This window comes from Pseudomonas sp. OV546, assembly GCF_900116845.1.
GTDB classification, from domain to species: Bacteria; Pseudomonadota; Gammaproteobacteria; order Pseudomonadales; family Pseudomonadaceae; genus Aquipseudomonas; species Aquipseudomonas petroselini.
Genome location: NZ_FPCE01000002.1, coordinates 424,003 through 443,151 on the forward strand (window position 1 = coordinate 424,003; position 19,149 = coordinate 443,151).

Annotated in this window: 16 protein-coding genes; 13 read left to right on the top strand and 3 right to left on the bottom strand. The window is 59.8% G+C overall.

The window, feature by feature from the left end; genetic code table 11:
- The first annotated feature begins 50 nt into the window (after window positions 1-50).
- The 9 genes from BM403_RS07175 to BM403_RS07215 all read left to right on the top strand — a co-directional run bounded on the left by BM403_RS07175 (window position 51) and on the right by BM403_RS07215 (window position 12,654).
- Window positions 51-1,652, top strand: coding sequence for an ABC transporter substrate-binding protein (locus tag BM403_RS07175; RefSeq protein WP_093542203.1), 1,602 nt, complete (start codon window positions 51-53; stop codon window positions 1,650-1,652).
- 258 nt (window positions 1,653-1,910) lie between these two features.
- Complete coding sequence (locus BM403_RS07180) at window positions 1,911-3,539, top strand: ABC transporter substrate-binding protein (RefSeq protein ID WP_046034313.1); 1,629 nt, start codon at window positions 1,911-1,913, stop codon at window positions 3,537-3,539.
- A gap of 304 nt (window positions 3,540-3,843) precedes the next feature.
- On the top strand, window positions 3,844-5,448 hold the full coding sequence (locus BM403_RS07185) for an ABC transporter substrate-binding protein (protein ID WP_012722191.1): 1,605 nt from the start codon (window positions 3,844-3,846) through the stop codon (window positions 5,446-5,448).
- 170 nt (window positions 5,449-5,618) lie between these two features.
- A complete protein-coding gene (locus BM403_RS07190; RefSeq protein ID WP_046034312.1) occupies window positions 5,619-7,016 on the top strand; it encodes an OprD family outer membrane porin in 1,398 nt (465 codons plus the stop codon).
- 80 nt (window positions 7,017-7,096) lie between these two features.
- Window positions 7,097-8,695, top strand: coding sequence for an ABC transporter substrate-binding protein (locus BM403_RS07195; protein WP_093542205.1), 1,599 nt, complete (start codon window positions 7,097-7,099; stop codon window positions 8,693-8,695).
- Between the two features lie 76 nt (window positions 8,696-8,771).
- Window positions 8,772-9,782: an ABC transporter permease subunit gene (locus tag BM403_RS07200; protein ID WP_003171721.1), complete on the top strand. Its 1,011-nt coding sequence runs from the start codon at window positions 8,772-8,774 to the stop codon at window positions 9,780-9,782.
- A gap of 10 nt (window positions 9,783-9,792) precedes the next feature.
- Window positions 9,793-10,704, top strand: coding sequence for an ABC transporter permease subunit (locus BM403_RS07205; protein WP_043204774.1), 912 nt, complete (start codon window positions 9,793-9,795; stop codon window positions 10,702-10,704).
- A gap of 10 nt (window positions 10,705-10,714) precedes the next feature.
- On the top strand, window positions 10,715-11,683 hold the full coding sequence (locus BM403_RS07210; protein WP_012722187.1) for an ABC transporter ATP-binding protein: 969 nt from the start codon (window positions 10,715-10,717) through the stop codon (window positions 11,681-11,683).
- Complete coding sequence (locus BM403_RS07215) at window positions 11,683-12,654, top strand: peptide ABC transporter ATP-binding protein (protein WP_012722186.1); 972 nt, start codon at window positions 11,683-11,685, stop codon at window positions 12,652-12,654. Before BM403_RS07210 ends, BM403_RS07215 begins: the two co-directional genes overlap by 1 nt.
- 226 nt (window positions 12,655-12,880) lie before the next feature.
- Here the strand turns inward: BM403_RS07215 and BM403_RS07220 are convergent, their stop codons facing one another.
- From BM403_RS07220 to BM403_RS07230, 3 genes are all read right to left on the bottom strand, one after another.
- Window positions 12,881-13,144, bottom strand: a complete 264-nt coding sequence (locus tag BM403_RS07220) for a hypothetical protein (RefSeq protein WP_012722185.1) — start codon at window positions 13,142-13,144, stop codon at window positions 12,881-12,883.
- 98 nt (window positions 13,145-13,242) lie between these two features.
- Complete coding sequence (locus BM403_RS07225) at window positions 13,243-13,488, bottom strand: hypothetical protein (protein WP_046034311.1); 246 nt, start codon at window positions 13,486-13,488, stop codon at window positions 13,243-13,245.
- A 123-nt stretch (window positions 13,489-13,611) separates the two neighbouring features.
- Window positions 13,612-15,195: a peptide chain release factor 3 gene (locus BM403_RS07230; RefSeq protein ID WP_012722183.1), complete on the bottom strand. Its 1,584-nt coding sequence runs from the start codon at window positions 15,193-15,195 to the stop codon at window positions 13,612-13,614.
- 295 nt (window positions 15,196-15,490) lie between these two features.
- Here BM403_RS07230 and BM403_RS07235 point away from each other — a divergent pair, with 295 nt between their 5' ends.
- From BM403_RS07235 to BM403_RS07250, 4 genes are read left to right on the top strand one after another with little or no spacing between them, the layout of a single operon-like run.
- Entirely contained in the window at window positions 15,491-16,243 is a 753-nt protein-coding gene (locus tag BM403_RS07235) for an ABC transporter permease (RefSeq protein WP_371914006.1), read from the top strand.
- Window positions 16,244-16,263: 20 nt separating this feature from the next.
- The gene (locus BM403_RS07240; RefSeq protein WP_093542207.1) at window positions 16,264-17,157 is read left to right on the top strand and encodes a glycine betaine ABC transporter substrate-binding protein; all 894 of its coding nucleotides are present in this window, start codon (window positions 16,264-16,266) and stop codon (window positions 17,155-17,157) included.
- Between the two features lie 12 nt (window positions 17,158-17,169).
- Window positions 17,170-17,823, top strand: a complete 654-nt coding sequence (locus tag BM403_RS07245) for an ABC transporter permease (protein ID WP_027604864.1) — start codon at window positions 17,170-17,172, stop codon at window positions 17,821-17,823.
- Window positions 17,820-18,977: an osmoprotectant ABC transporter ATP-binding protein OsmV gene (locus BM403_RS07250; RefSeq protein ID WP_012722180.1), complete on the top strand. Its 1,158-nt coding sequence runs from the start codon at window positions 17,820-17,822 to the stop codon at window positions 18,975-18,977. Before BM403_RS07245 ends, BM403_RS07250 begins: the two co-directional genes overlap by 4 nt.
- Window positions 18,978-19,149: the final 172 nt, after the last annotated feature.

Below are 19,149 nucleotides of genomic sequence, written 5' to 3' on the forward strand. Positions count from 1 at the left end.
GCCGTTTTCGTTTGGGCAGCTTATATATGCCTGCCATTTCAGGGGTCTCCATGGAAAGAATTGCCTTAAAACCGCTCATCCTCGCCGCAGGCCTGCTGGCCTTTATGCCACTGGCCCAAGCGGCCAGCACCCTGGTCTACTGCTCCGAAGCCAGCCCCGCCGGTTTCGACCCCAGCCAGTACACCAGCGGCACCGACTTTGACGCTTCCGCCGAAACCGTGTTCAACCGCCTGACCCAGTTCAAGCGCGGCGGCACCGAAGTCGAACCTGGCCTGGCGACCAGTTGGGATATCTCCAAAGACGGCCTGACCTACACCTTCCACCTGCGGGATGGCGTCAAGTTCCACACCACTGATTTCTTCACCCCTACCCGCGACTTCAACGCGGATGATGTGCTGTTTACCTTCAACCGCCTGCTGGATGCCGATAGCCCGTTCCGCAAGGCCTACCCGTCCGAGTCGCCGTACTTCACCGACATGGGGTTGAACACCACGATCAAAAACGTCGAAAAACTCGACGAACACACCGTGCGTTTCAACCTGAACAACGTCGACGCTTCGTTCGTGCAGAACCTGGCCATGAGCTTTGCCTCGGTGCAGTCCGCCGAATACGCCGCCCAACTGCTCAAGCAAGGCAACGCTTCCGACATCAATCAAAAACCGGTGGGCACCGGCCCGTTTGTGTTCAAGCGTTACCAGAAGGACTCGCAGATCCGCTACGTGGCCAACAAGCAATATTGGAAACCCGAGGATGTGAAGCTCGACAACTTGGTGTTCGCCATCACCCCGGATGCCGCGTCGCGCCTGCAGAAGCTCAAGGCCGGCGAATGCCAGGTCAGCGGTTACCCGCGCCCTGCCGACATTGAAGTGATGAAACAAGACCCGAACTTGCGCGTGCTGCAGCAAGCCGGGTTCAACCTGGGCTTCCTGGCCTACAACGTGACCCACCCGCCGCTGGACCAGCTCAAGGTGCGCCAGGCGCTGGACATGGCCATCGATAAGCCGGCGATCATCAAGGCGGTGTACCAGAGCGCCGGGCAATTGGCGCAGAACGCGCTGCCGCCTGCCCAGTGGTCTTATGACCCCAGTATCAAGGACGCGCCCCACGACCCGGCAAAGGCCAAGGCGCTACTAAAAGAAGCAGGGGTTGCACCAGGTACCACCATCAACCTGTGGGCGATGACCGTACAGCGTGCTTCCAACCCGAACGCGCGGATGTCGGCACAAATGATCCAGCAGGATTGGGCAAAGATCGGCATCAAGGCCAACATCGTCAGCTATGAGTGGGGCGAATACATCAAGCGCGCCAAAAACGGCGAGCATGACGCGATGATTTATGGCTGGACTGGCGACAACGGCGACCCGGATAACTGGCTCGGCGTGCTCTACAGTTGTGCCGCGGTCAAGGGCAGCAACTACGCCAAATGGTGTAACCCGGCCTACGACAAACTGGTGCAGCAAGCCAAAGTCAGCAACGACCGCGAGCAGCGCATCAAGTGGTATCAACAGGCACAAAAAATCCTTAAGGAACAAGTACCTATAACGCCTATTGCGAACTCGACGGTTTTCCAACCGCTGCGCAAGGAAGTCCAAGACTTCAAGATCAGCCCTTTCGGGCTGACGCCGTTCTACGGCGTGAGTCTAGATAAGTAACAGCCGTGCGCCAACCGAGTGCGCCAGACGCCTCGGTTGGTCTTTTTTGGTGCAGCTCACGCACCGAAAAAACCCTCAAAATATGCGCAAATATGTACAAACTTTCATAATTGCGACATTCCTGTACGTTCGTACCACTGTTTCACCCTTGCAACGGTTCAGCATCTTGCAATGGGTATGGCGCCTGCATAAGTATCCGCAGGCCGACTCACGAGGTCGCCCTCACCACCAAAAATGACAACAAATCATGAGGCCAACATGCTTAAACACGCAGTCCTTCCGTTATTAGTGAGCGCTGGCCTTATGGCCGCCGCCCCCGTAGCCCTTGCGGCAACTAACCTGGTGTTCTGCTCCGAAGGGAGCCCGGCCGGTTTCGACCCAGGCCAGTACACCACCGGAACAGACTTCGATGCCTCGGCCGAAACCATGTTCAACCGCCTGACCCAGTTCGAACGCGGCGGCACCGCTGTGATTCCTGGGCTGGCCACCAGCTGGGACGTGTCCCCGGATGGCTTGACCTACACTTTCCACCTGCGTGATGGCGTCAAGTTCCACACCACCGCGTACTTCAAGCCGACCCGTACCTTCAATGCCGATGACGTGCTGTTCACGTTCAACCGCATGATCAACAAGGACGATCCGTTCCGCAAAGCCTACCCCACCGAGTTCCCGTACTTCACGGACATGGGGATGGACACCAACATCAAGAACATCGAGAAAGTCGATGAGCACACGGTCAAGTTCACCCTTGGCACTGTGGACGCCGCCTTTATCCAGAACCTGGCAATGAGCTTCGCGTCGATCCAGTCGGCTGAATACGCCGCCCAACTGTTGAAAGAAGGCAAGGCCTCGGACATCAACCAGAAACCGGTCGGTACTGGCCCGTTCGTGTTCAAGAGCTACCAGAAAGACTCGAACATCCGTTACACCGGCAACAAGGACTACTGGAAACCTGAAGACGTGAAGATCGACAACCTGATCTTCGCCATCACCACCGACCCGTCGGTGCGTATCCAGAAGCTGAAGAAAAACGAATGCCAGATCACCCTGTTCCCGCGTCCGGCCGACCTCAAGGCGCTGGAAGCCGACAAGGACCTGAAACTGCCGAACCAGGCCGGTTTCAACCTGGGCTACATCGCCTACAACGTCATGGACAAGGTCAAGGGCAGCGACCAGCCCAACCCGCTGGCTGACCTGCGCGTGCGCCAGGCGCTGGACATGTCGGTGAACAAGCAACAGATCATCGACTCCGTGTACCAGGGCGCCGGTCAACTGGCCGTCAACGCCATGCCGCCGACCCAATGGTCGTATGACACCACCATCAAGGACGCCAAGTACGATCCTGAGAAAGCCAAGGCACTGCTCAAGGAAGCCGGCGTCAAGGAAGGGACCGAAATCGTTCTGTGGGCCATGCCGGTCCAGCGTCCGTACAACCCGAACGCCAAGCTGATGGCTGAAATGCTGCAAAACGACTGGAAGAAGATCGGTCTGAACGTGAAAATCACCAGCTACGAGTGGGGCGAGTACATCAAGCGCTCCAAAGGTGGCGAGAACCAGGCCATGATCATTGGCTGGAGCGGTGACAATGGTGACCCGGACAACTGGCTGAACGTGCTGTTCGGCTGCGACTCGCTGTCCGGTAACAACTTCTCCAAATGGTGCGACAAGAAATTCGACGGCATCGTGAAAGAAGCCAAGGCCACATCGGATGTCGCCAAACGCACCGAGCTGTATAAGCAGGCGCAACATATCCTCAAAGATGCAGTCCCGATGACACCTATCGCGCACTCGACGGTGTATCAACCCATGCGCAACTCCGTGCAGGACTTCAAGATCAGCCCGTTTGGCTTGAACTCCTTCTACGGCGTGAGCGTAAGCGGCAAGTAAGAAGCCTTGACGGCGACGTTTCATAACGTCGCCGTTATTGCATCCGCCTGGCCTGTAGGCAACAGGCCGTGCTCGCAATCGTTGCGTCCTACAGCAATGAACTGCGAAGCGCGACGCCGTTGCCTACAAGGTCAATCCGATTTGGCGCATTTACTGCGAAGTCCGAGACCCATAACGTCGTAGGACAGCAGAGGCTGCTAACACGGAAAGGCACTTGCTGCGTGTGGGATCAGTGATGTTCCCCTGGCCGTACGCCAGGGGGGTTGCTCGCTGATGACAATTACAAACAAGGATCGGGATCGTCATGCGCCATACCACCGTTCTATCCGCAATTTTTGGCACCAGCCTGTTGGCTGCGGCCACGATGGGCTATGCCGCCGACAAAAAGAGCCTGGTGTTCTGCTCAGAAGGCAGCCCGGCAGGCTTTGACACCGCGCAATACACCACCGCCACCGATAACGATGCGGCCGAACCGCTGTACAACCGTCTGGTTGAGTTTGAAAAGGGCGAGACCGGTGTCGTACCTGCGCTGGCAACCAAGTGGGATATTTCGCCAGATGGCCTGACCTACACCTTTCACCTGCGCGAAGGGGTGAAATTCCACAGCAACAAGGAATTCAAACCGACGCGGGATTTCAACGCCGACGACGTGCTGTTCACCTTCAACCGCATGCTTGACGCCGACCATCCGTTTCGCAAGGCCTACCCCACCGAGTTTCCGTACTTCAACGGGATGAGCCTGAACAAGAACATTGCCAAGGTCGAGAAAACCGACCCGCACACCGTGGTGATGACCCTGAACACGGTCGACGCCGCGTTTATCCAGAACATCGCCATGAGCTTCGCCGCGATCCTCTCGGCCGAATATGCCGAGCAACTGCTCAAGACCGGCAAGCCCAGCGACATCAACCAGAAGCCCATCGGCACCGGCCCTTTCGTGTTCCAGCGGTACCAGAAAGATTCGCAGATCCGGTACGTGGCCAACAAACAGTACTGGGACCCGAGCAAGGTCAAGCTGGACCAGTTGATCTTCGCCATCAACACCGACGCGTCGGTGCGGGTGCAAAAGCTCAAGGCGGGCGAATGCCAGGTGACGCTGCATCCGCGCCCGGCTGACGTCGACGCCCTCAAGGCCGACCCAAACCTGCAACTGCTGACCAAGCCGGGTTTCAACCTCGGCTATATCGCCTACAACGTGCGCCACAAGCCGTTCGACCAGCTCGAAGTGCGCCAGGCGCTGGACATGGCGGTGAACAAGCAGAGCATTCTGAACGCCGTGTACCAAGGCGCAGGGCAACTGGCGGTCAACGCCATGCCGCCGACGCAGTGGTCCTACGACGACAGTATCCAGGACGCCGCCTACAACCCGGAAAAGGCCAAGGAACTGCTCAAGGCCGCCGGCGTGAAGGAAGGCACCGAAATCACCCTATGGGCGATGCCGGTACAACGCCCGTACAACCCCAACGCCAAGCTGATGGCCGAGATGCTGCAAAGCGACTGGGCCAAGATCGGCCTCAAGGTCAAGATCGTCAGCTACGAGTGGGGCGAATACATCAAGCGCACCAAGAATGGTGAGCACGATGTGAGCCTGATCGGCTGGACCGGCGACAACGGTGACCCGGACAACTGGCTGGGCACCCTCTACAGCTGCGACGCCATCGGCGGGAACAACTACTCCATGTGGTGTGACCCGGCGTACGACAAGCTGATCAAGCAAGCCAAGGTCGTGACCGACCGCGAACAAAGGACTGTTCTCTACAAACAGGCGCAGCAACTGCTCAAGCAGCAGGTGCCGATCACGCCAGTCGCCCACTCGACGGTCAACCAGCCGTTAAGCGCCAAAGTCGAAGGTTTCAAGGTCAGCCCTTTCGGCCGCAACGTGTTCTCGGGCGTCAGTATCACCCCATAAGAAAATAACCGGATTGCGCAGGGCGGCCCCCGCCTTGCTGCAAACGCGCGGCCTTTTGTTGGGATTTTTCCTACGCCAAACGTTTGCATGAGCTTGAACGAGTTACACACCCAATAGCCGGATCACCAAAAAAGACCGGCATTAAAAAGAGAACCAAAGGAGCTTCATTCATGAAACTGAGCAGCAAAGCGCTTCTGGCCCTGGCCATCAGCACCATCACGGCTACCGCCTACGCTGAAACCACCAGCCAGGACTTCGTTCCGACCACCCTGGCCGGCACCAGCGCGCAAAGCGAGGCCAAAGGCTTTATCGACGGTCAAAGCCTGGGCGGTACAACCCGTAACTGGTATGCGAACGAAATGAAGTTTCGCAACGACCGCTTCAGCTACCGTAAAGACGGTGTGAAGACGCCGATCTCCCGTCGTATCAACTGGGCCCAAGGCACCATCCTCAACTACACCTCGGGCTTCACCCAAGGCACTGTAGGGGTCAGCACTGAAGTTGCTGCTTACAACTTCATCGCCCTTGATCGCGACCGCAAGGATATCGCCGGCGGCTCCAACCGTACCCTGGCGGATTCCGGCGGTGACGCTGTAGGCCAGTGGAGCAAACTGGGCCTGGCCAACGTCAAGTTCCGTGTGTCCAACACCACCTTGACCGCCGGTCGCCAGAATTTCAGCACCGGTATCGTCGACACCATCGGCAACCGCGCCCTGCCTTCAAGCTTTGAAGGTGTGAGCTTCAACAGCGAAGAGTTCAGCAACCTGTCGTTCCAGGGCGGTATCTTCGACCGCGTTTCGCCGCGTACCGAGCAGAGCCTGTCGAAATTCCGTTCCGAATACGGCAATGGCCAGGAAACCGACAAGGTCAAAACCCTGGGCTTCAACTACCAGCCGTTCAAGAGCCTGAAAACCAGCGTGTTCGCCGCTAACGTCGAAGACTTCTGGAACCAGTACTACTTCGGCGCTACCCATGAACTGGGTGATGCACAGACCCTGGCACTGACCACAGGCCTGAACTACTACAAAACCACTGACACCGGCAGCAAGAAGATGGGCAACATCGACAACGACACCTACTCGTTGTCCCTGGGCCTGACTCACCAAGCCCACAGCCTGACCTTCTCGTACCAGGAAGTGAACGGTGACGAGTACTTCGACTACCTGCACGAAACCAACGGCATCTACCTGGCCAACTCCCTGACTTCGGACTTCAACAGCCCGAACGAGAAGTCCTTCCAGATCGCCTACGGCATCAACATGGCCGAATACGGCGTGCCAGGCCTGAAGTTCAACGTCTACTCGGCTCGCGGTTGGGGCATCGACGGTACTCACTACAACGGCACCGCCTACGGCGAAGCCGGCGCGTCGCGCAGCGACTTGCGCCTGATGGACGGCGAGAAGCACCAGGAATACGGTGTTGGCTCGTCCTACGCGATCCAGAGCGGCCCACTCAAGGCCACTACCATTCGTGCAACCTACGTGACTCACCGTGCCAGCTCCGAACAAGCTGACGGCAACATCAAAGAGTTCCGCCTGGTCACCACCATCCCATTCAACATTCTTTAATTAGCGCCAGGTAGACGGCGGGCTCAGGACGAGCCCGCCGTCTACGCTTGTCTGGTCCCATCGATTGCAGAGGGCTCTGAATGAAAATGCTCCCGCTACAAGCCGCTATGGCTGCCGCGCTGTTGAGCGTGGCGATCGGCGTTTCGGCCAAACCGCTGGTGGTCTGCACCGAAGCCAGCCCGGAAGGTTTCGACCCGGTCCTGTACACCACGGCCGTGACCGCTGACGCCGCTGCTGAAACCATGTTCAACCGCCTGGTGGACTTCAAGCCCGGCACCACCGAAGTGATCCCCGCGCTGGCCAAAGACTTGCCCGAGATCAGCGCCGATGGCCTGACCTACACCTTCCACCTGCGTGACGACATCAAGTTCCACACCACCGACTACTTCAAACCCACGCGCAACATGAACGCCGACGACGTGCTTTGGAGCTTCCAGCGCCAGCTGGACCCGAATCACCCATGGCATAAACAGTCCCTCGTGGGCTATCCGTACTTCGAAAGTATGGGTTTCAAGGAACTGCTCAAGAGCGTAGAGAAGACCGACGATTACACGGTCGTCTTTACCCTGACCCGTCCTGAAGCACCGTTTTTGGCCGACCTGGGCATGGCGTTCTCTTCCATCCATTCGAAGGAATACGCCGACCAGTTGCTCAAATCCGGCAAGACCGAAGACCTCAACGCCAGGCCCATCGGCACTGGCCCGTTCATCTTCACCCGTTATCAGAAAGACGCCCAGGCGCGATTCAAGGCCAACCCCGACTACTTCCGCGGCAAGCCGGCAGTCGACCCGCTGATCCTGGCGATCAGCACCGATAACAACGTGCGCCTGCAGAAACTCAAGGCCAACGAATGCCAGATCGCGCTGTTCCCCAAGCCGGATGACATTCCAAGCATCAAGAAAGACCCAAACCTGAAAGTCGATGAATTGGCGGCGATGACCACCAGTTACACCGCGCTGAACACCACCCACAAATACATGAGCGATGCGCGGGTCCGTCACGCAATCAACATCGCGTTCGACAAGGCCGGCTATACCGAAGCCCTGTTCGGCAAAGGCAATGCGGTGGTAGGTACCGGCCCTTATCCGCCGACCTTGCTGGGTTTCAGCGACAAACTGAAAAACCCGCCTCGCGACCTGGACAAGGCCCGCGCCCTGCTCAAGGAAGCCGGCGTACCGGAAGGCACCGAATTCACCCTGTTCACCCGTAATGGCGGCGGTCCGACCAACCCCAACCCGATGCTCGGCGCCCAGCGCATGCAGGCGGATCTGGCGCAGATTGGCCTGAAGGTCAATATCAGAGTCATGGAATGGGGCGAGATGCTCAAGCGTGCTAAAAACGGCGAGCACGACATGGTCTCGGCTGGCTGGGTCGGTGATAACGGCGACCCGGACAACTTCCTCACGCCAAACCTGAGTTGCGATGCTGCAAAAAACGGCGAAAACTACGCACGTTGGTGTAACAAAGAGTTTCAAGACTTGATCGACAAGGCGCGCGCCATCGCTGAACCCGGCCAGCGCGCTGCACTCTATGAACAAGCACAGGACGTTTTCGACAAGGACCAACCATGGCTTCCCATGGCTTACCCGAAACTGTTCACCGCCATGCGCAAGAACGTAGAAGGCTTTACCCAAAGCCCTCTAGGTACAAATAACTTCGCCACCACCCAGGTGAAGTAAATAAGAGAAACGCTCGGCACCGCCCACCAGGGTGGTGCCGGACCTGCCTAACCGGCTGATTGAGGTACACCACAAGATGTTTAGTTTTATTGCCCGCCGACTGGGGTTATTGATCCCCACGTTTTTCGGCATAACGTTGCTCACGTTTGCGTTGATTCGCATGATCCCTGGCGACCCCGTCGAAGTCATGATGGGCGAGCGGCGCGTCGACCCCGAGATGCACGCACAGGCAATGGAACGCCTTGGCCTTAACAAGCCGTTGTATGCGCAATACCTGGATTACGTCGGCAAGCTCGCCCAGGGCGACCTTGGCGAATCGTTGCGCACCCGCACCAGCGTGTGGACTGAATTCACCGCCCTCTTCCCGGCGACCCTGGAACTGTCCATGGCCGCCCTGTTGTTCGCCGGTATCCTGGGCCTGTTGGCCGGGGTGATCGCGGCCTTGAAGCGAGGATCCCTGTTCGACCATGGGGTGATGGGCATCTCCCTCGCGGGCTATTCGATGCCGATCTTCTGGTGGGGCCTGATCCTGATCATGTTCTTCTCGGTAAGCCTGGGCTGGACCCCGGTTTCCGGGCGTATCGACCTGCTTTACGACATCGAGCCGCGCACCGGCTTCATGCTGATCGACACCCTGCTGGCTGACGAGCCGGACGCGTTCTGGGATGCACTGCACCACCTGATCCTGCCGGCCATCGTGCTCGGTACCATCCCGTTGGCGGTGATCGCGCGGATGACCCGTTCGTCGATGCTCGAAGTGCTGCGCGAAGACTACATCCGTACCGCCAAGGCCAAAGGCCTGTCGCCGGCACGCGTGGTATTCGTGCACGGCCTGCGTAACGCGCTGATCCCGGTATTGACCGTGGTTGGCCTGCAAGTCGGCACCCTGCTGGCCGGTGCGGTATTGACCGAAACCATCTTCTCGTGGCCCGGCATCGGCAAATGGCTGATCGAAGCCATTGGCGCGCGGGACTACCCGGTGGTGCAGAACGGCATCCTGCTGATCGCCTGCCTGGTGATCCTGGTGAACTTCGTGGTGGATATCCTCTACGGCTTCGCCAACCCACGCATCCGTCACCAGCGCTGAGATCATGACCATGACCACACCTACTCAAGTGTCAGCAGTCGATCAAAGCCTGCTGTACCCGTCCCCGTACAAAGAATTCTGGCAAGCCTTCTCCAAGAACAAAGGCGCGGTTGCCGGCCTGCTGTTCATGGTGCTGATCGTGTTCTGCGCGATCTTCGCCCCGTGGGTTGCCCCGCATAACCCTAGCGAGCAATACCGCGACTTCCTGCTGACCCCGCCGTCGTGGCTGGAAGGCGGGCAGATCCAGTTCCTGCTCGGCACCGACGAACTTGGCCGTGACTTGCTCTCGCGTCTTATCCAAGGCTCGCGCCTGTCGTTGCTGATCGGTTTGTCGTCGGTGGTGATGTCGCTGATCCCGGGCATCCTGTTGGGCCTGTTCGCCGGGTTCTTCCCGCGCTTGCTCGGCCCGACCATCATGCGCCTGATGGACATCATGCTGGCCCTGCCCTCGCTGCTGCTGGCGGTGGCCATTGTCGCGATCCTCGGCCCTGGCCTGATCAACACCGTGATCGCGATTGCCATCGTGTCGCTGCCGTCCTATGTCCGCCTGACCCGCGCTGCAGTGATGGGCGAGCTGAACCGTGACTATGTGACTGCCGCCCGCCTCGCCGGCGCCGGCCTGCCACGCCTGATGTTCATCACCGTGCTGCCTAACTGCATGGCACCGCTGATCGTCCAGGCCACCCTGAGTTTCTCCTCGGCGATCCTCGATGCTGCGGCCCTGGGCTTCCTTGGCCTTGGCGTACAACCGCCAACCCCTGAGTGGGGCACCATGCTGGCTTCGGCCCGTGACTACATCGAACGCGCCTGGTGGGTGGTGAGCCTGCCGGGTTTGACCATTTTGCTCAGCGTGCTGGCAATCAACTTGATGGGCGACGGTCTGCGCGATGCGCTGGACCCGAAACTCAAGAACGCCGCCTGAGGAGATTCCCATGTCACTGCTAGAAATCAAGAATCTCAACGTGCGCTTCGGCGACAAGACCGCCGTGCCGGTGGTCGATGGCCTCGACATTACCGTCGACAAAGGCGAAGTCCTGGCGATTGTTGGCGAGTCGGGCTCGGGTAAATCCGTGACCATGATGGCGCTGATGGGCCTGATCGAACACCCCGGCATCGTCACCGCCGACGCGCTGAACTTCGACGGCAAGGACATGCTCAAGCTGAGCAACCGCCAGCGTCGCCAGATCGTCGGTAAAGACCTGGCGATGGTATTCCAGGACCCGATGACCGCGCTGAACCCCAGCTACACCGTGGGTTTCCAGATTGAAGAAGTGCTGCGCCTGCACCTGAAAATGTCCGGCAAGCAAGCGCGCAAGCGCGCCATCGAACTGTTGGAAAAGGTTGAAATCCCCGGCGCTGCCAGCCGTATGGACGCCTACCCGCACCAACTGTCCGGCGGTATGAGCCAGCGCGTGGCAATCGCCATGGCGATTGCCGGCGAGCCGAAGCTGCTGATCGCCGACGAACCGACCACCGCGTTGGACGTGACCATCCAGGCGCAGATCATGGAACTGCTGCTGGCCCTGCAGAAAGAACAGAACATGGGCCTGGTGCTGATCACCCACGACCTCGCGGTCGTGGCCGAAACCGCCCAGCGCGTGTGCGTGATGTACGCCGGCCAAGCCGTGGAAGTCGGCCAGGTGCCGCAACTGTTCGACATTCCGGCGCACCCGTACAGCGAAGCCCTGCTCAAGGCGATTCCCGAGCACAGCCTCGGCGCCACGCGCCTGGCCACGCTGCCGGGTATCGTGCCCGGTCGTTATGACCGCCCGCAGGGTTGCCTGCTGTCGCCGCGCTGCCCGTATGTGCAGGAGTCCTGCCGTACCCAGCGGCCTGGGCTTGATCCGAAAAGCAACAGCCTTGCGCGCTGCTTCTACCCCTTGAACCAGGAGGTGGCGTAATGGCCGTCGTTCTTACCGCCCGCGACCTCACCCGTCACTACGAAGTGTCCCGTGGCCTGTTCAAGGGCCATGCGTTGGTACGCGCGCTTAATGGTGTGTCGTTTGAACTGGAAGCCGGCAAGACCCTCGCCGTGGTAGGCGAGTCGGGTTGCGGCAAATCCACCCTGGCCCGTGCACTCACGCTGATTGAAGAGCCGTCTTCGGGCTCCTTGAAAATCGCCGGCCAGGAAGTGGCCGGCGCCGACAAGGCCCAGCGCAAGCAATTGCGCAAAGACGTGCAGATGGTGTTCCAGAGCCCGTATGCCTCGTTGAACCCACGCCAGAAGGTCGGCGATCAACTCGGCGAGCCGTTGCTGATCAACACCAACTTGTCGGCCGCCGAGCGCCGCGAGAAAGTCCAGGCGATGATGAAGCAAGTGGGCCTGCGCCCTGAGCATTATCAGCGCTACCCGCACATGTTCTCCGGTGGCCAGCGCCAGCGCATCGCCCTGGCCCGCGCCATGATGCTGCAACCGAAAGTGTTGGTGGCGGATGAACCGACCTCGGCACTCGACGTGTCGATCCAGGCCCAGGTGCTCAACCTGTTCATGGATTTGCAGCAGGAATTCAACACCGCCTACGTGTTCATTTCCCACAACCTCGCGGTGGTGCAACACGTCGCCGATGACGTGATGGTGATGTACCTCGGCCGCCCGGTGGAAGTCGGCCCCAAGGAAGACATCTACGCCCGGCCGCTGCACCCGTACACCCAGGCGCTGCTGTCGGCCACCCCGACCATCCACCCGGACCCGAGCAAGCCGAAGATCAAGATCGTCGGCGAATTGCCCAACCCCCTGAACCCGCCGCCTGGCTGCGCGTTCCACAAACGCTGCCCGTACGCGACCCAGCGGTGCAGCACCGAGGAGCCGCAGCTGCGGCCGTTGGATAACCGCCAAGTGGCTTGCCATTACGCGGAGCAGTTTGTGGCTTAAAGCAACACGCTCCCTCAGGGGAGCTGCTCTTGTGGTGAGGGCGCTTGCTCCCGTTCGACTGCGTAGCAGTCGCCCGCTTTTGGGGGCGCTTCGCACCCCAGCGGGAGCAAGCTCCCTCGCCACAACAGCCCGCGCCCACAGGGATAAGCAGTGGTAACGCGTTTCACAGCCCTTCCCACCCGGTTGCGCATCAGCCGGGTGGGAGGGGCTTTCTTTTGGTCAAGACCTAGGTTTGGCTGTCGCCATCATCGTCGTCCGGGTCGTCACTGTCCGGCTCGTTCGTGGTGGAGTCATCATCGTCCTTGCTGCCACCCTGATCCTGGTCCCCAGGCTCAGCTTCAGACTTGGCCAACTGCAGGCCCTTGTCATGCGACGCTGAAAAGCTCGCCTGACCGCTCTGCACCGGGTTATGTGCCCAGGCCGCCGACATACCCAACGACATCAGCACCAGCACCTTTATCAACAGCACGACTCGTTGAAAAATACTCATGGTCGATTTCCGTCCAGTCAGTAGATGAAACCCGTACGACAGTGATCCACCGTCGCCAGTCCTTGAAGCTAGTTGTGATACTGGGTTTGCGCCAGCTATCAGGTGTCCCCGTCATCATAGGTTTCGCTGTCTTCCCCTTCGTTGTAGGGGTTTTCTGCGTCCTCTTTGGGGGCAGGCTGAGCCTGAGGTTGCCAACTGCCGGAGTTGACCTCCTGCTGCTTTTTCTTGGTGACAGGGCCGGTGTCTTTCCATTGGGGCGTTCCCGCGCCGGCCAACGCCGGAAGGGACGTGAGCCCCAGGGCAGCCAGCAACACCAAGGGAATGGCGCGTTGAGCATTTGGCACGTTGGTCTCCTCTGCAATTGATGGGTAAACGCTAGACCCGATGCCGGATTCTCGCCAATCCCATGCCTGGTGGAGACCCAAAATGTGGGCCCCTCCCACATTTTGTTTTGCGACGCTCAGTGATTAATGGTGCTCACGGGTCGCACGGAATTTCACATCCGGCCAGCGCTCTTCCATCAGTGCCAAATTGACTCGGGTCGGCGCCAGGTAGGTCAAATGACCACCACCATCCACCGCCAGGTTTTCCACCGCCTTGTTGGAGAACTCTTCCAGCTTCTTCTTATCGCTGCAATCGATCCAACGCGCGGAGTACACGGTGATCGGCTCATACGAGCACTCAACCTTGTATTCCTCTTTCAAGCGGCTCGCGACCACATCGAACTGCAGCACACCGACGGCGCCGAGGATGATGTCGTTGCTGCGCTCAGGGAAGAACACCTGGGTGGCGCCCTCTTCCGCCAATTGCTGCAGGCCTTGGCGTAGTTGCTTGGATTTGAGCGGGTCACGCAGGCGCACGCGGCGGAACAGTTCCGGGGCGAAGTGCGGGATGCCGGTGAAGCTCAGGGACTCGCCTTCGGTGAAGGTGTCGCCGATCTGGATGGTGCCGTGGTTGTGCAGGCCGATGATGTCGCCGGCGAAGGCTTCTTCGAGCTGTTCACGCTCGGAGGAGAAGAACGTCAGGGCATCGCCGATGCGCACGTCCTTGCCGGTGCGCACGTGGCGCATCTTCATGCCTTTGTCGTATTTGCCGGAGCAGATGCGCATGAAGGCGATGCGGTCGCGGTGTTTAGGGTCCATGTTCGCCTGGATCTTGAACACGAAGCCGGAGAACTTCTCTTCCACCGGTTCCACGGTGCGCTCGTTGGCGACACGGGGCAGCGGGCGCGGGGCCCAGTCCACGACAGCGTCGAGCACGTGATCGACACCGAAGTTGCCCAGGGCGGTCCCGAAGAACACCGGGGTCAGTTGGCCGTCGAGGAATTCCTGCTGGTTGAACGCGTGGCAGGCGCCTTGCACCAGTTCCAGCTGGTCGACAAAACGGTCGTACTCGTCGCCCAGGTGGGCGCGGGCTTCGTCAGAGTCGAGCTTCTCGATGATCTTGACGTCGGTGCGCTCGTGGCCATGGCCGGCGGTGTAGACAATGATGTAGTCGTCGGCCAGGTGGTACACGCCCTTGAAGTCGCGGTAGCAACCGATCGGCCAGGTGATCGGCGCGGCCTTGATCTTCAAGACGGCTTCGATTTCATCGAGCAACTCGATCGGGTCGCGGATATCGCGGTCGAGTTTGTTGATGAAGCTGACGATCGGCGTGTCACGCAAGCGGCACACGTCCATCAACGCGATGGTCCGTGGCTCGACGCCTTTACCGCCGTCGAGGACCATCAGCGCCGAGTCGACCGCCGTCAGAGTGCGGTAGGTGTCTTCGGAGAAGTCTTCGTGGCCCGGGGTGTCGAGCAGGTTGACCATGTGGTCGCGATACGGGAACTGCATGACCGACGTGGTAATGGAGATACCCCGTTGTTTTTCCATTTCCATCCAGTCGGAGGTGGCATGGCGGTCGGACTTGCGGGATTTCACCGTGCCGGCCACCGCGATTGCCTTGCCCATCAGCAACAGCTTCTCGGTGATGGTGGTTTTACCGGCATCGGGGTGGGAAATAATGGCGAAAGTGCGGCGTTTCGCGACTTCGGCGGCCTGGTGGGTCATGGGAAATCGCCTGGCAGGTGAGTCAAAAAAGGGCGGCGAGTATAGCGCAAACCCAGGAGGACGGACCACCGTTCAGCCCATTGGGGGTGGCTAAATGCTGCCAAGTGTGGAACCTTTTAAAAGGTAGAGACGTCCACTCCCCTGCTACCGCACTCGGAACAGGGGCTGATAAATCAGCAAGTTAGCCTGACGAGGCTGCGCTCATGGCTCGATCGCATACCGCGTTGCCGGTATCGGCGAGCTGCATTTCGCGACCACATTCAGAGGCAGCCAGGCATGGCATTGCCGCCGGAGAATGTGGGCGCCGACAGAAGAAAGAAGGAGTCCGCCTGTGGCTATTCGCTATGGCAAAGGGCTGATAGGAGGAGCGGTTGTCGTCGCCCTCTTGGCCCTGCTGGTCCACTGGATCGGCATCAACACGATCGAACTGTACCGCGACGATTTGTTGTTTTACCTGCAAGCTCATTTGATCCTCGTTCTAGTCTCCATGCTGGCCGCCCTGATTGTGGGCATCCCCGCCGGTATCCTGCTCAGCCGACCGAACATGGTCGGGCGCGCAGAACGCTTCATGCAGATCTTCAACATCGGTAACACCGTCCCGCCCCTGGCCGTACTGGCCATCGCCCTCGGCGTTCTTGGCATCGGCAGCGGCCCGGCCATTTTCGCGCTGTTCCTCGCTTCCCTCCTGCCTATCGTGCGCAACACCTACGAAGGCCTGAAAAACGTTCAAGGCTCGCTGAAAGAAGCCGCCACCGGCATCGGCATGACGCCGCGCCAGGTACTGTTTCGCGTGGAACTGCCCAACGCCGTGCCGATCATCATCGGCGGTGTGCGCGTGGCCCTGGCCATCAACGTCGGCACCGCACCGCTGGCGTTCCTGATTGGTGCCAACAGCCTCGGCAGCCTGATCTTCCCCGGCATCGCCCTGAACAATCAGCCGCAATTGCTGCTCGGCGCCGCGTGCACCGCGTTGCTGGCGTTGCTGCTTGACGGTCTGGTGACCATGGCCAGCCGCCTCTGGCTGGAACGTGGGTTGCGTCCGTCTTAAGGCTTGGCAAAGGAAATCACATGAAAAGACTGACTCTGATATTGAGCTGCGTCCTGCTGTTTGCAGGCATTGCGCACGCCGCTGAAAAACCGTTGATCCGCATCGGCGCCCGGGTGTTCACCGAACAGACCCTGCTGGCCGAAATCACCTCCCAGTACCTGCGCACCAAGGGCTATCAAACCCAGGTGACCGGCGGCCTGGGCAGCAACCTGGCGCGCAGTGCCCAGGAAAGCGGGCAACTGGACCTGCTGTGGGAATACACCGGCGTGTCGCTGGTGGCCTATAACCACATTGACGAGAAACTCGACAGCGAACAGTCCTACGCTCGGGTTAAAGAACTCGACGCGAAAAAAGGCCTTGTCTGGCTCTCGCCGTCGCGCTTCAGCAACACCTACGCGCTGGCGTTACCCGAGAACGTGGCCAAGGAATTCCCGCAGATCAATAGCATCAGCGACCTGACCCAAGCCCTGGCGGAAAAAACCAAAGGCACGCGCCTGGTGGCCCTGGACACCGAGTTCGCCAACCGTTCCGACGGCATGGGCGGCATGGTCAAGCTGTACGACATGAACCTGACCCGCAAAAACACCCGGCAGATGGACGCGGGCCTGGTTTACACCGCGCTGCGTAATGGCCAAGTGTTCGCCGGCCTGGTCTACACCACCGACGGTCGCCTGAACGCCTTCAAGCTCAAGCTGCTGGAAGACGACAAGCACTACTTCCCGGACTACACCGCCGCGCCGGTGATTCGTCAGCAATACCTCGACCAGCACCCTCGGCTGGCCGCTGAACTCAAGCCGCTGGCCGATCTGTTCGATGACAAAACCATGCGCGAGCTGAATGCGCGGGTCGACGTCGAGCATGAAAGCCCGTCCGCCGTGGCCGCAGATTTTCTGCGCCAACATCCGATCAACTAAAGAGGAGAAGACATGGAATTTTTAAACGCCTTTTCCCATCTTGATTGGGCCCAAGTCCTGCATCTGACCTGGCAGCACATCACCCTGGTCGGCATCGCGGTGATCCTGGCAATCGTCGTAGGCGTGCCCCTGGGCGTGCTGATGACCCGCTTCCCCACCTTGGCCGGCCCGCTGCAAGCCAGCGCCACGGTGCTGCTGACCGTGCCGTCCATCGCCTTGTTCGGCCTGCTGCTGCCGTTCTACTCCAAGTTCGGCCAGGGCCTGGGGCCGATGCCGGCGATCACCGCCGTGTTCCTCTACTCGCTGCTGCCGATCATGCGTAACACCTACCTCGCCCTCACCGGCGTGGAACCCGGTATCCGTGAAGCCGCCAAAGGCATCGGCATGACCTTCGGCCAGCGCCTGCGCATGGTCGAGCTGCCCATCGCCGTGCCGGTGATCCTCGCCGGTGTGCGCACCGCCGTGGTGATGAACATTGGTGTGATGACCATCGCCGCCACCATCGGCGCCGGTGGCCTGGGTGTACTTATTCTGGCTTCCATCAGCCGCAGCGACATGTCGATGCTGATCGTCGGCGCCGTGCTGGTCAGTCTCCTGGCCATCTTCGCCGACCTGCTTCTGCAATGGCTGCAACGCTCGCTGACTCCAAAAGGACTGCTCAAATGATCGAACTTCAAAACCTGACCAAGACTTTTCAAAGCAACGGCAAGACGGTTTCCGCCGTCAACGACGTAAGCCTGACCGTCAACGAAGGCGAAATTTGCGTATTCCTCGGCCCATCGGGTTGCGGCAAGAGCACCACGCTGAAAATGATCAACCGCCTGATCAAGCCCACTTCGGGCAAGATTCTGATCAACGGCGAAGACACCACCGACCTCGACGAAGTGACCCTGCGTCGCAACATCGGCTATGTGATCCAGCAGATCGGCCTGTTTCCGAACATGACCATCGAGGAAAACATCGTGGTCGTGCCCAAGCTGTTGGGTTGGGACAAACAAAAATGCCACGACCGCGCCCGCGAGTTGATGAGCATGATCAAGCTGGAACCCAAGCAGTACCTGCATCGCTACCCGCGTGAGCTGTCCGGTGGCCAGCAACAGCGCATCGGCGTGATCCGCGCACTGGCGGCCGATGCGCCGTTGCTGCTGATGGATGAGCCGTTCGGCGCGGTCGACCCGATCAACCGCGAGATGATCCAGAACGAATTCTTCGAGATGCAGCGCGCGCTGAACAAGACCGTGATCATGGTCAGCCACGACATCGACGAAGCCATCAAGCTCGGTGACAAGATCGCCATCTTCCGCGCCGGCAAGCTGCTGCAGATCGATCACCCGGACACGCTGCTGGCGCACCCGGCCGACGAATTCGTCAGCAACTTCGTGGGCCAGGACAGCACCCTCAAGCGCTTGCTGCTGGTGAAGGCCGAAGATGCCGCGGACAACGCGCCGTCGGTGAGCCCGGAAACGCCGGTGGCCGAGGCCCTGGAGCAAATGGACGAACTGGACCGTCGCTACGTGGTGGTCACCTGCGCCGAGAACAAAGCGCTGGGGTATGTGCGCCGCCGCGACCTGCACCGTCAGACCGGTACCTGCGGCCAGTATCTGCGTGAGTTCAACGCCACCGCGGCGTATGACGAGCATTTGCGCATCCTGTTGTCGCGCATGTATGAGTTCAACCGTTCGTGGTTGCCGGTGATGGATGCGGAGCGGGTGTTCCTGGGTGAGGTGACGCAGGAGTCGATTGCCGAGTACCTGAGCTCCGGTAAGTCGCGTGGGGGCAAGACCAGTATCGTGTCGCCGGCTGAGACTGCCCTGGCCTGATCTGACACAACACAGGTAAAAATGTGGGAGGGGGCTTGCCCCGATGGCGGTGTTTCAGTCACTTCATCAGTCACTGATCCACCGCCATCGGGGCAAGCCCCCTCCCACATTTAGCCTCCGGTGTGTCAGGGAAATGCCCTCAATTTCCCTTCTGCGGGGAACATCATTCCGT